At 38.1% G+C, this 15741-nt stretch carries 16 protein-coding genes, 1 tRNA gene and 1 other RNA gene; 10 read left to right on the plus strand and 8 right to left on the minus strand.

The genetic code is table 11. The features are described 5' to 3' along the window. Position 1: 1 nt before the first annotated feature. Together ACTQX6_RS11535 and ACTQX6_RS11540 are read right to left on the minus strand one after the other, a co-directional pair. Complete coding sequence (locus ACTQX6_RS11535) at positions 2 to 697, minus strand: hypothetical protein (protein ID WP_117446425.1); 696 nt, start codon at positions 695 to 697, stop codon at positions 2 to 4. After that, positions 694 to 1329, minus strand: a complete 636-nt coding sequence (locus tag ACTQX6_RS11540) for a hypothetical protein (RefSeq protein WP_022790292.1) — start codon at positions 1327 to 1329, stop codon at positions 694 to 696. The genes ACTQX6_RS11535 and ACTQX6_RS11540 overlap by 4 nt, the downstream gene beginning before the upstream one ends. 50 nt (positions 1330 to 1379) lie before the next feature. Here ACTQX6_RS11540 and ACTQX6_RS11545 point away from each other — a divergent pair, with 50 nt between their 5' ends. Continuing rightward, entirely contained in the window at positions 1380 to 2213 is an 834-nt protein-coding gene (locus tag ACTQX6_RS11545; protein ID WP_294687852.1) for an HAD family hydrolase, read from the plus strand. Here the strand turns inward: ACTQX6_RS11545 and ACTQX6_RS11550 are convergent. Both ACTQX6_RS11550 and gltX read right to left on the minus strand, forming a co-directional pair. Then, complete coding sequence (locus ACTQX6_RS11550; RefSeq protein ID WP_294687851.1) at positions 2188 to 2976, minus strand: mechanosensitive ion channel family protein; 789 nt, start codon at positions 2974 to 2976, stop codon at positions 2188 to 2190. The genes ACTQX6_RS11545 and ACTQX6_RS11550 overlap by 26 nt on opposite strands. Before the next feature lie 28 nt (positions 2977 to 3004). Next, complete coding sequence (gene gltX, locus ACTQX6_RS11555; RefSeq protein WP_117446563.1) at positions 3005 to 4462, minus strand: glutamate--tRNA ligase; 1458 nt, start codon at positions 4460 to 4462, stop codon at positions 3005 to 3007. A gap of 98 nt (positions 4463 to 4560) precedes the next feature. Between gltX and ACTQX6_RS11560 the strand changes: the two genes are divergently transcribed. The 7 genes from ACTQX6_RS11560 (at position 4561) to ACTQX6_RS11590 (ending at position 10161) form a co-directional block, all read left to right on the plus strand. Then, positions 4561 to 4636, plus strand: a tRNA-Gln gene (locus tag ACTQX6_RS11560). A gap of 273 nt (positions 4637 to 4909) precedes the next feature. After that, the gene (locus ACTQX6_RS11565) at positions 4910 to 6136 is read left to right on the plus strand and encodes a serine hydrolase (protein WP_294687849.1); all 1227 of its coding nucleotides are present in this window, start codon (positions 4910 to 4912) and stop codon (positions 6134 to 6136) included. A gap of 338 nt (positions 6137 to 6474) precedes the next feature. After that, entirely contained in the window at positions 6475 to 7176 is a 702-nt protein-coding gene (locus ACTQX6_RS11570; protein WP_117446565.1) for a LytR/AlgR family response regulator transcription factor, read from the plus strand. Positions 7177 to 7283: 107 nt separating this feature from the next. Continuing rightward, complete coding sequence (locus tag ACTQX6_RS11575) at positions 7284 to 8333, plus strand: hypothetical protein (RefSeq protein ID WP_294687846.1); 1050 nt, start codon at positions 7284 to 7286, stop codon at positions 8331 to 8333. A gap of 71 nt (positions 8334 to 8404) precedes the next feature. Beyond that, positions 8405 to 8743, plus strand: a complete 339-nt coding sequence (locus tag ACTQX6_RS11580) for a PadR family transcriptional regulator (RefSeq protein ID WP_434313036.1) — start codon at positions 8405 to 8407, stop codon at positions 8741 to 8743. Further along, positions 8730 to 9662 (plus strand): HAAS signaling domain-containing protein, encoded by a 933-nt coding sequence (locus ACTQX6_RS11585; protein WP_195223095.1) that lies wholly within the window; start codon positions 8730 to 8732, stop codon positions 9660 to 9662. The genes ACTQX6_RS11580 and ACTQX6_RS11585 overlap by 14 nt, the downstream gene beginning before the upstream one ends. Next, positions 9655 to 10161 carry a hypothetical protein gene (locus ACTQX6_RS11590; RefSeq protein WP_117446569.1) on the plus strand — a complete coding sequence of 169 codons (507 nt, stop codon included), beginning with the start codon at positions 9655 to 9657 and terminating at the stop codon, positions 10159 to 10161. Before ACTQX6_RS11585 ends, ACTQX6_RS11590 begins: the two co-directional genes overlap by 8 nt. A gap of 125 nt (positions 10162 to 10286) precedes the next feature. Here ACTQX6_RS11590 and ACTQX6_RS11595 read toward each other — a convergent pair whose 3' ends face one another. From ACTQX6_RS11595 to ACTQX6_RS11610, 4 genes are all read right to left on the minus strand, one after another. Beyond that, positions 10287 to 10532, minus strand: coding sequence for a hypothetical protein (locus tag ACTQX6_RS11595; protein ID WP_294687739.1), 246 nt, complete (start codon positions 10530 to 10532; stop codon positions 10287 to 10289). A 53-nt stretch (positions 10533 to 10585) separates the two neighbouring features. After that, positions 10586 to 11539, minus strand: coding sequence for a magnesium transporter CorA family protein (locus ACTQX6_RS11600; RefSeq protein WP_022790464.1), 954 nt, complete (start codon positions 11537 to 11539; stop codon positions 10586 to 10588). 215 nt (positions 11540 to 11754) lie between these two features. Next, an RNA gene (gene rnpB, locus ACTQX6_RS11605) (RNase P RNA component class B) lies at positions 11755 to 12079 on the minus strand. 8 nt (positions 12080 to 12087) lie between these two features. After that, positions 12088 to 12450, minus strand: coding sequence for a DivIVA domain-containing protein (locus tag ACTQX6_RS11610; protein WP_022790465.1), 363 nt, complete (start codon positions 12448 to 12450; stop codon positions 12088 to 12090). Between the two features lie 104 nt (positions 12451 to 12554). Between ACTQX6_RS11610 and recU the strand changes: the two genes are divergently transcribed. Continuing rightward, complete coding sequence (recU, locus tag ACTQX6_RS11615; protein ID WP_396129902.1) at positions 12555 to 13139, plus strand: Holliday junction resolvase RecU; 585 nt, start codon at positions 12555 to 12557, stop codon at positions 13137 to 13139. Beyond that, positions 13136 to 15523, plus strand: a complete 2388-nt coding sequence (locus ACTQX6_RS11620) for a transglycosylase domain-containing protein (RefSeq protein WP_117446572.1) — start codon at positions 13136 to 13138, stop codon at positions 15521 to 15523. Before recU ends, ACTQX6_RS11620 begins: the two co-directional genes overlap by 4 nt. Positions 15524 to 15741 lie beyond the last annotated feature (218 nt).

Raw genomic sequence — 15741 nt, forward strand, 5'->3', positions numbered from 1 at the left:
TTTATACCTCCACATGATCAATATAATAAGCCCAGTTCAATACTTCGATGCCACCATAGCTCAAGGCGACCATCACCAGGCAGATAAACAAGATTTTTATCGTAAACAAGCCGATATTTCTGGATTTGTATGTGTTTTCCAGTCGCATGTATTTAAACTGCGCCCACATACAATACATCGGCAGCATATATAATATCCCCTGCAACAAAACCATCATAGGGGCAAAACTGTGTAAAAAGTACAACACTTCAAACACCTTACCACCGGCGATATCCTGCCGCAAGACAGACGCACTGTCAAAAGTCACAAAACCATTAAAACAGCCTAAGGCACTAAACAAACCAAAGAAAAACATCATGGACACATCAAATAACACCAGCATGCGATGTACTCTGTCCATTTTTGCCGAAATCTTGTTTGTCCATGCCAGAACACACAAAAACGATACCAACAGTAAAATGCCATAGATGATAAAACTTGCCGGAATCAGCCAGTGAAACAAAGAAAAAAGCAGAGCGATTCCTAAGCATACGTTGGCAACGGTGTCGGTCGTATCACGGCGACGGCGCATCTTGCGCAAGCCGTTTTTCCCAAACGAAAAAACAGAAGTGATCGGCTTGAGTGCTTTTTTAGGTAAAAAGCTGATACAGATCGATAATAAAATCGCTAAAAAACTATATAGTGCAACATCCATCATATTGATTCCTCTTTCTTACGCATCCAAATGACTGAAAAAACAGCCCATGCCATCGTCAACAATACCCAAAGCCACAACGGGCAGGAAAACCATGTTCCTTCTACGTGATTCGAAATATAAATTGATCCTAAATACAACCCAAAACAAACCATCAAAATAAGCCAAAAACCCAGTGTTGAACGTTTGGGATCAGTAGCCATATACGTCAAAAGTCCTTTATAAATCAAGTAAACAACTATGGTCTGCAGGCATAGAGACCATCCTATCAAAACCGTTTGCATAATGGGCTCCTGTTGTGAAACAGGAATGAGAACTTGATTATACACAACATTGATCAACGTTGTATATATAAACAAAAACAAGGGAAAGTCAGAAACTTCTCTTAGAAAACAAGTGATTTTATCAGGCTTGATCGAATTTAAATACGCTTTAAAATCGCTTTTAAATCCATCTTGTGCCTGTTGGTCATCCTGAAGCTGATGACTTGCCTTTTCCATACATTCTATCTGTTGTTTATAGGTGAGTCCGGCCTGTCGAACCTGAAAGCCGGCCCAGATCAATAATCGTTGATTCTTAGATGGGACACCCTGTACTTTTGATAACAGAGGTCGAAAATAATTGAAACTGTTCATGCAGATATTGTAGAATAAATCCATTAAGAAGTCTATAAAAGGAGAGTTCTATGAAGATTATCTTTTTGGATGCCGATGGCACTTTACTGCATCATGAAGGTTTTATTCCCCAAAGCGCTTTACAGGCGTGTCAGCTTGCTCAGAGAAACGGACACAAGATTGTCCTTTGTACGGGAAGACAAAAAGTAGAGGTCTATGGCGATATGTTAAAGTTGGACTATGACGGTATGATTACCGGAAGCGGGGCCCATGTCGAAGTCAACCATCAGCTTTTAGAAGAACGAACCTTTTCCAAAGAACAGCTGCAGGTACTCTTAGAGTATATGCATAAAAACGATATCGATGCGATCTTTGAAACCACAGAAGGTCTAGTTGGTAATCAAAAAACATACGATCATTTAGATCAAATGATCCAAAAACAATGTAAACATTTAAGTCCGGAACTCTTTGCCAAACATGGTTTAGTACAGGTCCAGCACAATCTGAAAGTAACCGATGCGATCTTAGAGTATCCTGTAAATAAGATTTCTTTTTTAGAATCGGACATTTCCTATCAGGAAATCTATGATGCACTGCACAGACAATTTGATTTAGTACCTGCTACCTTTGCCCCATTTGGCAAAGAAAGCGGTGAAATCTCCGAAAAGACCATTACCAAAGCAACCGGTATGCAAAGTATCCTCAACTATTTTGACAAAAGCGCTGAGGATGCGATTGCCATTGGAGATGGCTTTAATGATCTATGTATGTTTGAAGTCGCCAAAATTAGTGTAGCCATGGGCAATGCCCCTATAGAAGTACAAAAAAAGGCAGATCGTGTAACGACCTCCCTGGATAATAACGGTATTTATAACGCTTTTATTGTTCTGGGCTTGATTGAATAACGATTGATGTGGAAGCAGGCAAGATCCCTGCTTCTTTTCTTTTTCTCTGCAAGACCGTATTCATACGACATAAACATTCCCAATACTTTTCAAAAGGCACAAACGCATAGATGCCAATCGTCATGGAATGATCACCGATTTTATCAATGACCACTTCCTTCTGCATATCGTTTTGTACCCATTCTGCTTCACTTTCCAACACCTGATCTCCCAGTTGGATACAGGCATCGACATCCGTTTCCAAAGCAACCGGAAATGAGATATGAATTCGTCGATATTTTTCTTTCGAATAGTTGATCAAAATTTCACTGACTGCCGTAGAATTAGGAACGATGATTTCCTGATGATCAAAAGTCTGTAAGACCGTAAACAAGATTTCGATACGGCTGACAACACCTTCCTGTGATTCGATCTGTACATAATCACCGATCACAAAAGGCTTTGTGAAAAGAATCTGTATGCCCCCGGCAACATCATTCATGGTATCTCGCAACGCTAAAGAAATGCCTAGGGAAACGGCACTCAAAGAACCGACGATCACGGACATATCCAAGCCTAAGACCGCCAGGGCAATCGCAATAAAAATGATCTTAATAGAAATCGAAGCACACGATCCAATAAATGTTAAAGAGCCATGATCTATCACATTCTTGGATAGCTTAATAATAAATTTTTTGATCAGCTTGGCAATGACCATTCCCAATAAAATGATCAAAGCGGCAATGGCAACCCGAATTAAAAAATCATCCAGCTTTTCAAACATACATGTTCTCCTTTGAAAAAGAACCGGTCTATGCGGCCGATTCTAAATCCTTTTCTAATTTTTCGATACCTGTTTGAATACGACGAAGACTTTCATCCTTACCTAAAATATACGCCACTTCAATAGCACCACCCGGTGTCGATTGTTTTCCGGTCAAAGCTGTACGTACCGGCCAAAGTACCTGTCCGTTTTTCATCTCCAGTTTTTCCGGCAAGGCCATTAGTAGATCATGGATTTTCTCTTCACTGGACCAGTCACAGGAAGATAAAGCTTCATACGCTTCCTTTAAGGCAATCACTGCAGTTTCTTTCTTTGATTTCTGACGCTTATGCTTGAACATCTCCACATCATAATCCGGCAGTGCATCAAAGAAATCAATCATTTCTTCAATTTCATTTAACGTATTGGCACGAGATTGTACTAATTTTGCGATCTCTTTTAAATCGATATCCGAATGAATGGCATTCTTTAAATAAGGCAATACCAGTTCATAATAACGATCAAAATCCATGTGCTTCAAATATTCGCCATTCATCCATGTCAGCTTATCAATGTCAAAAATAGCCGGACGTTTTGAAATACGATGAATATCAAATACTTGAATCAGTTCATCCATGGTATAGATTTCCTGCTCGGTCTGCGGTGACCATCCTAATAGAGCAATATAGTTAATGATGGCTTCCGGCAAGTAACCTTTTGCGACTAAATCCTGGAAAGAAGCATCCCCGTTTCGTTTTGATAACTTATGATGTTCATCTTTCATAACCGGTGGAACATGCACATAGATCGGACGTTTCCATCCATACGCATCATAGATCAAATTATATTTTGGTGTACTGGATAAATACTCGTTTCCGCGAACCACATGTGTGATTTCCATTTGATGATCATCGATGATGTTGGCGAAATTGTAGGTAGGGAATCCATCCGATTTGATCAAGACCTGCTCATCTAATGTATCCACATCCACTTCAATATGTCCATAGACTTCATCATCAAAAGTCGTTTCTTTGATCTCTCCAATTGTCTGGCGAATGACATAAGGAACACCAGCATCGAGTTTAGCCTGTACCTCTTCCGGAGTCAAATGTTTACAAGGATCATCAAATTTAAAGGAATCTCCCTGCTCTTCTCTTTGTCTTTGCAGCTCTTCTTCCGAGCAGAAGCAATAATGGGCGCCTCCTAAACGAATCAATTCCTCGGCATATCCTTTATACATGCCTAAACGCTCACTTTGAACATAAGGCCCATGTTCTCCACCGATATCCGGTCCTTCATCCCAGTTTAATCCGCAGTCTTTCATTGTCTTATAAATGATATCAACCGCACCTTCTACCTGACGATTTTGATCGGTATCTTCAATACGCAAAATGAAATCTCCATCTTCATGTTTTGCGATCAAATACTCAAACAGTGCTGTACGTAAATTTCCTATATGCATATAACCCGTTGGACTGGGTGCAAATCGTGTTCTAATTTTAGCCATAAATACCGTCCTTTCCCGATAATCTTAAACCACTTTAAAAATTTCTTCAATAAACAGTTGCCAAATCTAGAAAAAAATTATAAGATATAAAGGCGCATTGGGGTATAGCCAAGCGGTAAGGCACCAGACTCTGAATCTGGCATTTCCATGGTTCGAATCCATGTACCCCAGCCATAGAAAGCAAACGTCACTTAAAAAGGTGGCGTTTTTTATTTAATCCAATCTATGGTTTATCATTACAAAAAAATATTATCTATAAATTAAACTAAAAATCTTAAAACCTCCAATTTCCGAAAAACCTTTGGTTCAAAAAATCTAACTTTTTTCAAATAATTCTTAAATAAACTGATTTTTTGAACACATCGGATAGTCTATCTTTCTAAACCCCTTGATTTTAATAAATACTTCGCTATTATAAAAATAATAAGATAGATGGAAGAGAAAAGTATGAATAAGCAACCTTTGAAAAGAAAATGGAGCATGAAGAAGATTATATTGGTTATAGTCTCACTATGCTCTTTTTTAGTTCTAAGCTTTGCAGTTCATCTTTCCCATCAACAAGGTTTCGTTTCCTTATTTCCTTTTGTCTCTTCAACGATGGTCTATGTTAATGAAGATGGTGAACTGGAACACGGTATGCAGAAGATCGGTAAAGATTATTACTACTTTTCAAAAGAAACTGGCTTTATGAAAAAAGGCTTTCAAACCATTAATCACAAAACGTATTATTTTGACAAAAATGGAAAACGGGTAACAGGGCTGCATACAGTTAATGGAAAAACTTATTATTTTGAAAAAGACGGACAGATGCTTAAAAAGAAGTTTATGGCCTACACAAAGGATGAAAAACCGATGCTTTCTTATTTTGATCAAAAAGGGCATATGGTAACTGGAACCAAGACAATTCATAAGAGGAAATATGTCTTTGATCAAAGTGGAAACCTACAGATTGATATTGAAAAGCTTCAAAATGATGTGCAGGAGATTCTTTCTCAATACTCCGGTGATATCAGTGTCTATTTCAAAGACTTGCGAACCAGAAAAGGATTTGAGATTCATCCGGAATCCATGTATCCATGTTGTATGATCAAAACCGTTGCCCTGGGCGCTGTTTTTCAGGAAATCGATGCAGGAACGATCGACTATGCACAATACGAACAATGGATTGAGCCTATGATCACCATCAGTGATAACACATCCTATAATGTGTTAATGGAAGTGATTGGAGATGGTAATGGACTTTATGGCTTACATAAGGCAAATGTTCTGGCTCAACAAATCGGCATGCGAAATACCGCATTGCATCATGGCCTACAGCCTGGCCAGCACTTTTTTACGGACGGCGGTGCCAATGTCAGCTGTGCAAATGACATCGGTATATTTTTTGAAAAGCTCTATGATCATGAACTGGGATCAAAGAAAAGCTGTGATCAAATGATCTATCTTTTTAAACGTTGTACGGATTACACGGCTTTACAGAGTGGTTTAGGACAAAATGTTGAATTTGCCCATAAAACCGGTTGTGCTGATACGTATTATCATGATGGCGGTATTGTCTATTTACCGGGTAGAGACTATATCCTGGTCATCTTTTCTAAAGATGTAAACGTCTATACATCCTTGATGTATGAGATTTCTTCCTGTGTTTTTGAATATCAAGATACATTGATTTAGTTTTTTCATGACCGACTTATCCCAGGAACTATACTTCCTTTCATAGCGAATAAGTCGGTTATTTTTATTATAACTTATACTCGATACAATAAAGGCAAGTAAGCATTACATATTTCATAGCCTTTGATAAAAATATAAATCTTATAATTTTTAAAACTAAATAAACTTTTCTTTCTACAAGAATGAATATCTTATGATATTTTAGAAAGGATTTGATCATGAAACGGGTCTATTTTCCATTTTCGTATCTTTCCATTCATAATATGGCCAAACCTCTTTTTCTTTGTGTTTGACTGGTGTAACCTTTACCCATTTTTCCACTTTGAAAAGGAGCTTTCATGTTTCAAATATTAATATGTGAAGATCATCTAGAGGATATAAAACATCTATCGCATCTCATTCATGATGCTTTTGCGCAGGAAAACATTTCTTATCATCTTACGATCTTAAATGAAAAATCTGGCTTGGATTTTAAGAACTATGATCTGATTTTCTTAGATATCCAGCTAACCTCTTATAATGGTATCCAATTAGGGCATCTCATCCGAAGGCAGTGTCCTAAAATTCCTATCATTATCACTTCTTTATATGCCGAATATCTTCAGCAGGGCTATTTGATCGAGGCTAAACGTTATTTATTAAAGCCTATCTCTTTCCTTGATTTTCAACGCGTCTTTTACGATGTGATTTTAGGCGATTGTAAACAACAGAAGGCTCTGACGGATTTAAGGATTTCTCCTTATAAGATTTATTATAAAGATGTATATTATGTAGAATTTTATGATCGGCATACGTATCTCTATTTAAAACATAAAAAATATCGAACGACTTATTCCCTTTCCTATTGGAAAGAATGTCTGAGTTTTTATGATTTTGGACAATCGTATAAAGCCTTTCTTGTCAGTTATCGACATATTGCCGATCTTACCCATGACAAAAAAGACATTCTTTTGACCAATGGTGTTTCTATTCCTCTATCTAAAAAATACAAAGCTTCATTTATGAAAGGATATCTACATTACTTACAATGCTCACAATAAGTTTCTTGTTTGATTTACTGACCTTTATTTTTCTTTTGGCGTTTTTACATTACTTTTTCCCTTTTCGATATTCCCTTCATCAAATTTTCTTATACAGCTTTTTTATCGTGCCCTGTGCTTTTCGCAACCGGATCAGTCTTGTACAAAACGCAGTTTTCTTTGTACTGCTCTGGACTTTGTGCAATGCCTTTTATCAGGGAGGCTTCCGTGGTAAATTTTTTTATTTTAGCTGGTGCTGTTTTATCTTGTTGACTGCCAGAGCCATCATTCTTTTATTATTTACACAGTTTCTTTCTTTTTCTACGATTGCACCCACGATCGAAGTCTTGTTGGTGATGATCCTATGTACCCAGATTTTAAATCTCAGCTTTTCCCTCGTGTTTGTGCATCTTAAAAATCAATACAAACAAATCTTACTAAAGGGCTTTCATTCTTTATTCTATATTCCCTATATTTTATTATGTTTCTTCTATATCTTTCATATGGACTATGGCGTTTTCTATGATCGTGCCACCTGCCTTGTTTTTCTGTACCTCATTCAAGTGGCAGCTCTATCTTTGGTTGCCCGTCTCTTTTTCTGGCAACAAGCACTTTATCAACGAAAGCTCATTCGGCTGCAACAGTCGAATCTACAGCTACAATGTCGCTGTGAGCTCCTGTATCAAGCCTATTCTTCATATTTTGATCATATCCATGATCTATTATATCAATGTCTTTGTCTGGAAAGACTTTCCTGTTTCAAACAATACAATCTCTTACAGAAACAAATCAAAAAATTGGCGGAACATACGTTTAGTCACTTCCAAAATCTCTATAGAACCTGTCCGGTCTTAAAAACCATGTTGGAAAAAGAAGAAAAACGTATTCAGAAACAACAGTTACGTTTTGATACAACTCAATTAGATGAGGAAAAAATACAAATCAGTTATGCTGCATTACAATCTGTCTATCAATCCATGTTGCAGGTACTTTTTCAATGTTGTGAAAAGACAACGATCACTATTCAAAATCAACAGAAAGTTCATTGTTGTTTTCTCCAATTTACTTTTTCTTCCTTTCGTTTTAATGAAACAAAATTTTCCCTGCCCTATGAAGTTTATATATCCCGGGATTCCCTTCAACTGTATCATGTCACTTTTTTGATTCCTGATTTGTGAACTTTGCCAAGTATTAATATTTATTTAGTACTTGACTTTACATAGTACTAAATATACTATAATAGTGTGAGGTGATTCGATTGAATACACAATTTAAAAAAGGTGTATTGGAGTTAATTGTTTTAAAAACGATAGAATACAAAGATCTCTATGGATATCAACTGGTGACAAAGATCAGTGAGATCGTGGATGTCAATGAAGGTACGATCTATCCGCTTTTAAAACGATTGTCCAATGATCATCTGCTCGAATCTTATTTAAAAGAATCCTCGGAAGGACCACCCAGAAAGTATTATCACATTACTCCCAATGGGATACAAAAACTACAGGATCTGGAAAAGGAATGGAATGAATTTTCCGCTAAAGTCAATGTATTTTTAAAGGAGGTGTCTTATCATGACGAAAAGTGAATTTTTAGAACAGTTGGAACAAAAGCTTTTATTGATCTCCGAACAGGAAAGAAAAGACATTTTGATTGAATATGGCACATATATTGATGATAAGATTGCCAATGGTGCCAGTGAAAAAGAGGCAATCCAGGGTTTTGGTGATCTGGATGAACTTGCCAAAGAAATCTTAGAAGCTTATAAGATCAATACAGATAGTATGGATACCAAAGCGGATAAAACGTTGGATCGTGCCTATTCGAAAACCGAAAGTTTTCTAAATAAGTTCGGCAATTTCAGTGTTAATGATATTTTTCATCTGATTTTTGATGCCTTTGTACTTCTTGTATTGCTTTATATCGGAAGGATTCTTCTTATTGATATTTGCTTAAATATTCTGATGAATGTATTTAACTGGATCTTTGGTATCACTTATGTAGCCGGTATTGTATATGCCTTTGAAGATTTGATGATCTGGATCTTTAAGCTCATTTATCTAGCGGCAAGTATTCTCTTCTTTATCAATGTCATGTCCAGAAGAATTCGTCGGATCAAGCGACATGACTATCGCATCAATGTAGTGGAAGACTTAAAACAATCCTTCAACAAAGAGGCCAAAGATTTCTTAAAAGACGATGATGGCCTGCCGCCGATTCCCGACGCAAAGCCAAAAAAAACACTCTATCATCAAAGAAAAGCACAACATACAGATAGTGGAAGCCTGCTGATAAAGATCATTTTAGCGCTGATCAGCTTTCCGACCATCTGTTGTATCATCGGATTCAGTACTGCTTTGATTGCCTTATTCTTTGTAGGTGTTTTTGAGCACGTTTACAGCATCGGCTTGATCTTATTAGGTGTTGGACTGTTAGGCGGAAGCATTTCCGTTCAATGGTTCTTGATCCACCTGTGGCCAAAAAAGGAGGAGATTCCTCATGCGTAAAATCATCATTACTTTTGTAGTATCTGTAATCTTAGTAATTAGCGGTGCCCTGGTCTTTGCGATGGAGCTCTCACAAATTCAGTTTCGTGCAAAAACACTTCCTGTGGAAACAAAAACAGAAACAATAACAATAGAAAATCATACAGGTGCCGTGCTACTTGAATTGGATCCTTACATAGATTTTAGATATGAAGAGATTCAACTGGAAGTGGAAAGCTTTCAAATGGATCCTAACCTAAAAGAGGATCAAATGAAGATCGAATATCCAGAATTTCTAGAGTTGGCATATGGAGAAGAAGGAGAGCCCGTACATTCTCGAATTTGGTTTTTTTCGACTCTGAACGGGGATCATAATGTGTTCTCTCATATCCATAGTCTGGAAGATATCAAAGAGATATGGAATCAAAAAGAAATAACTCTATACAAACCCGATGCAAAAAACTTGCATATAAAGGTTTTCTATGGAAAAAAACTGGAAGGAAAAATTGATATCTATTAAAAAGGATCGTTAAGATCCTTCAAAAAAGCAGCCTGACTCTCATACAACCGGCATAAAGAACTTTCTGCACAAAATGGAACACACAAGCTTTGTGATGTGAATGCTTTATGTCTTATGGCTGCTTTTTATTCGGATGAAAGAATTTGTCTTGCCAATTCCTGATTTTGAGAATCAACATAAAAATCCCAGGCATATCTAGGCTTATGATCGCCTGCCAACATGGATCCCATCAAAGCCGTATGAAAGGGGTGCAGCTGATTGACATCTTTCATACGGATGCGATATTCGATATGATGTTCACTTAAAATATCTTCTATTTTGTTTTTTTGTTCTATGTCTGTCGTCGTAAAAACCTTTTCTTTTCCAAACATTTTATATCTCCTTATTCACTCCCATTATAACAAAAAAAAGAGAGTTTCCTCTCTTAATGAAACATATCCTTCTTTTTGAAAATCAAGATGGCTACCAGACAGGCGATAACCGCAATAGCTGTTGGAAAGAGAACATGTGGTGCAGGAAGACCATCAACATTCATCCCATAAAAGCTGAAAATAATATTTGGTATAGCCATAACGATCGTAATGACCGTTAAGACCTTCATAACGATATTTAAGTTGTTGGAAATGACAGAGGCAAAGGCATCCATGGTTCCACTTAAAATGTTGGAATAAATATTACACATCTCGATGGCCTGATGGATCTCGATCATCACATCTTCCAGTAAATCTTCATCTTCTTCATAAAGCTTGATCATTTTACCACGCATGATCTTATTCAATGTGATCTCATCCGCTTTTAAAGAAGTTGAAAAGAAGACCAGTGATTTTTCCAAGCCTAACATCTGAATCAGTTCTTTATTTTCCATCGACTGATGCAGTTTTGATTCAGTACGGCTGGACAAACGATCGATCTGACGCAGATACACCAGATATTGTTGCGAAATGCGCAATACCAACAAAAGCAAGAAACGCGTTTTTAAACGGGTATCCATCTGACGGATACGCCCCTGCGCCATATCCTGTAAAGACCAGCTTTCATACAAACTAATCGTCACAACATAGCCTTTTAAAATTACGATACCCATTGGGTTCGTTTTATACTGCAAGGTCGTATAATCTTCATTTTTATTAACGTCACTTTCATCAGAGTCTGGATAGTCGATGATCACAAGCGTCTGATCAAAGTCGTCATCATAGTCGATATGTGAACTTTCTTCATCATCCAAAGAAGATTTGACAAATTCCGGCAATACACCGATATGTTCGATCAAAAAATTTCTTTCTTCTTCGGTTGGAGCAATCGCATTGATCCAACATCCTTTTTCCGGAGCATCAATACGACGGGTACCATCATCAAAAGTCTTGTAAAATTCAAGCACAGTAATCCCTCCTTTTTAACGGAGACAAACTGCGATGCCTCCGTATCCTTTATTTTGCTTTTTGTTCCACTCATGACTTAACGGGTCCGGAGACATAATTTCACCTACTTTCATGCCTTTGTATTGTACCACAAAAATGAAAAAGGATAAAAAGGCTTTAACGAACTTTTTACACATTTTAATAAAAAAACGGGATTGCTCCCGTCACTTTCAATTTCATAAGCCATGTTCTGTATCAAACAGTCATTTATCTATAGGTTTCCCTATCCGATCTTAGGTTCAGTTCCCCTTGATCAGTTCCCCTACCAAATTTGGGTTTCTCGCTTGCGGGGTTTACCCGTTCCACCTATTCTGTTTCCAGAATAGCTCGTCTCTGTGGCACTTTTAAAGCCATATTTCCATAGTTTCCCTTAGGAAATACGACAGCCGTCAGGATCAACCTGCCTGGATTTATGACTTCATCCAGCACAAACACTACGATCATCGCAGATCGTGCGAGCATGGACTTTCCTCTAGCTTTCGCCAGCGACTGTCGAAATTGAAATCAATTATTCTTCCGGTTTTACCGGCGCGCTATTTGTCGTATGGAATACAGCCTGTTCCAAACGTGCAATACGTTTTAACAGATCGATCATATCTGTATTTCCATTTACGTAGTCAGCGCTCACTTTTTCATTTAAATTCTGGTTTTCGCTCTGTAATGTATAAATTTCCTGCTGCAGTTCTTTAATTTTTTCTTCATAGCGGCTTAATGCCTGCCCCAGTTCTTCCATTTTTTCATCATAGACCTGATAATCTTCAATGATCAAATCTAAGAATTCATCAACTTCTGCCGGAGCATACCCTTTAATATCCACATGGAATTCTTTTTCAAAGATTTCCTGCGCAGTCAGATTCATTTCTTTTGTCATTTTGATTCCCCCTGAGCACTACTCATTATTATGACGTTTTTGCCCTAAAAAATCAACCATAATTGAATGTTAGTATGATTTCATATATAATTAGAACGATGAGTATAGTGAAATATCCAACAGCGGTTGCCCACCAGAATTTTCATGGTGTAAAAGATCAACACACCAACCGCGGAATGCGCCTGGAAGCCGATCTAAACGATACAAACAAGTATTACAGAGAATGTGATAAGGCGCTGATTTATAAAAAGCCCACACCGGTACAAGTCGTTCGTGTCGATTATCCGGCAAGAAACAAGGCTAAGATCGTGGAGGCATATTATAAAACACCTTCTACGACTGATTATAATGGCATTTATAAAGGTCGTTATATCGATTTTGAGGCAAAGGAAACAAAGAATAAAGCACAGTTTCCCATCGGGATCATTCATTCTCATCAGATCATACATCTTAAAAAAGTACACAAGCATGGCGGTATCGGTTTCTTTGTGATTCGATTCAGCCTGCGAAATGAAACCTTTCTGGTAGATGCCCCTTTATTGATCGATAAAATTGAACATTCCTCAAAAAGTTCGATTCCCTATTCCTGGTTTCAGGAGCACGGGCATTTGATTCAAGAAGGCTATATACCTAGATTAGACTATCTCAAGATCGTCGATCTTTTGTATTTTAAGGAGGATAAGACATGAGCCAAGATACAAATCAGAAACCGCAGACAAAAAAGCGTAGAAAGCTGGATATCTGGAACAAGCTGGCAATCGGCGTACTTTCCATTTTTTTGGTAGGCTGCATCTCCGTTTTCTTTATTCTGGTCAACATCATCAATGATCCGGATGGCATGCAGTTTGTCGAGGGGGATCTGACAACACTTTCCAACTCACGTATTTATGACCGTAATGGAAACCTGATTTCCGAGCTGGGACAGGAGATTCGTGAAGATGTCACGTATGATCAGATTCCACAGAACGTGATCGATGCGTTTTTAAGTATTGAAGACTCTCGTTATTTTGATCACAACGGGTTTGACTTACCTCGTTTTTTGGCCAGTGCTTTGACAAACCTTCGCTCCGGTTCCTTTGCCCAAGGTGGTTCGACATTGACCATGCAGCTGATCGACAATACGTTTACTTCACAACAGGAAAAAAAGATTGAAAGTGAACAAGGCAGCATTTCGGCATTTACCAAAATCAAGTTAAAAATACAGGAAATTTATTTGTCTTTAATTGCCGAACAAACCTTAAATAAAGAAGAAATCTTTGATTACTATGTAAACCGGATCTGGTTTGGATCAGGTGATAATACTCGAGGCATCCAAAAAGCAGCCAAGTACTTTTTTAATAAGGATGTATCGGAACTGAATTTAAGTGAATCCGCCTTTTTAGCCGGTGCCATCAATGCCCCGGACACATATAATCCATTAAACAATTTATATAAAACGGATCAGGATTATCTGGCCAATGCGACAAGTCGTCGAAACACAACACTTGCCTTAATGTTACAGCACGGATATATTACCGAAACTGAATACAATTTGGCAAAGAATTCAAAATTAGAGTTTGCCCTGCAATATACGAATATATCCAGTCAGGATCCAAATGCACCGTTTATCTATCAGGCTGTACAGGAAGTTATTCAGTTGACCGGTCAAGATCCGGGTGTTGTTCCTATGGATATCTATACAACGCTAAACCCGGATGTACAAAAGGTAGCTTATGATATCTGTGCAGGAAATATTGTCAACTTCCCAATCGAACAGCTTGATACCGGCTTTGCCGTTATTGAGAATCATACCGGTGAAGTGATTGCGGTCGGTGCCGGTCGAACCTATTATCAGGATGCGACCAAACGAGATTTATCCATGGAAGAAAGGCAGCCAGGTTCTTCAATGAAACCATTATTGGCTTACAGTTCTACCTTTGATTTATTAGGCTGGTCCACCGAACATAAGATCAACGACCATGGTGAAGACTATTTCCATGCGGGAAGCAACCTTCAAAACTCTGATCGTCAATATCGTGGTGTAGTCAACTTAAAGACAGCCCTTGGTTTATCCTTGAATACACCGGCAGCACAGGCGATGATTGCCCTGGTGGATGAAACCGGTTATGATTACTGGATCGATTTCTTAAAGAAGTTAGGATACAGCGAAGATACCTATACACAGTTTGTCGAACAGTATGCGATCGGTGGTGCCGAGATGTATGCATCCCCTCGCCAACAAGCCAGCGCTTACAGTATGTTGGCCAATGGTGGTAAACGTGTAGAAGATCATACAGTTCGAAAAATTGTACGTCGCTCGGATGGTAAAGAAACCTCCGGTGATACGACCGAATACGAACTGATTAGTGAAGAAGCCGCTTATATGACATCCTACCTGTTGGAAAATGTCGTATCCGGAAATTATCAAAACTTCAATGAAATCTTATACAGCCAAAACTATACGGCATATGGTAAATCCGGTACATCCGACTGGTCCACTTATGGGGTACAATATGGTATTCCTGCCGGAGCTGCCCGTGATGAATGGTCTATCGGTTATACCAGTGATATCAGCGTGGCAACATGGACCGGCTTCAGCGGTGAAAATGAAGCATTAGGATACTACTTCACAAACTCTTTACTATTTGAGGCAACTGCCTTCCATATCACGCATTACTTATTAGATTACTGCCAACAGTTCTATGACTATAACAATATTGAAAAGCCTAGCGGTGTATCGAACTATAATGGTGGTTATATCAAAACAGAGTTCCTTTCTAAAGGTGATTCAAAAGTAACCGGCGGAAATGCGAAGTCTGAAGATGAAGAAGATACTGAGGAAGAGGAACAGGAAGAAGAAACGACAGAAGAAGAAAATACGCAGGAGCCAACAACGCCGCCAACGGAACCAACTGTACCAGAGGAGCCTAGTGATCCAACGCAGGATCTTCAACAACAATGTATCAATTCCGGTGGTACTTGGCAAAACGGAGCTTGTATCTATCAGAATACCGGCAATAACGGAAATACAGGTATGGAAACCTTCCGACTGGATTCATTGACCTTACCGGATTCACGAAAGAGAATATTATAAAAGGAATGAGTCTCTGATACATCCCCAGTCAAGTAGACATGGGAAATATTTAAAAATCTCATCGATTAACAGCCTGTGCCAATTTGGCTTGGGCTGTTTTTCATTTCTTCTCTAATATTTCTTTTTGTCGTTTTTTCTTTGCTTCAATTTCATTCCAATATCTTACATACCTTGCTGCCGGAACAATTGGATATTGCGTACATTCTTTTTGCTCCATA

Origin of the sequence: Faecalicoccus sp. LCP19S3_E2 (assembly GCF_052121255.1) — a bacterium.
Taxonomy (GTDB): domain Bacteria; phylum Bacillota_I; class Bacilli_A; order Erysipelotrichales; family Erysipelotrichaceae; genus Faecalicoccus.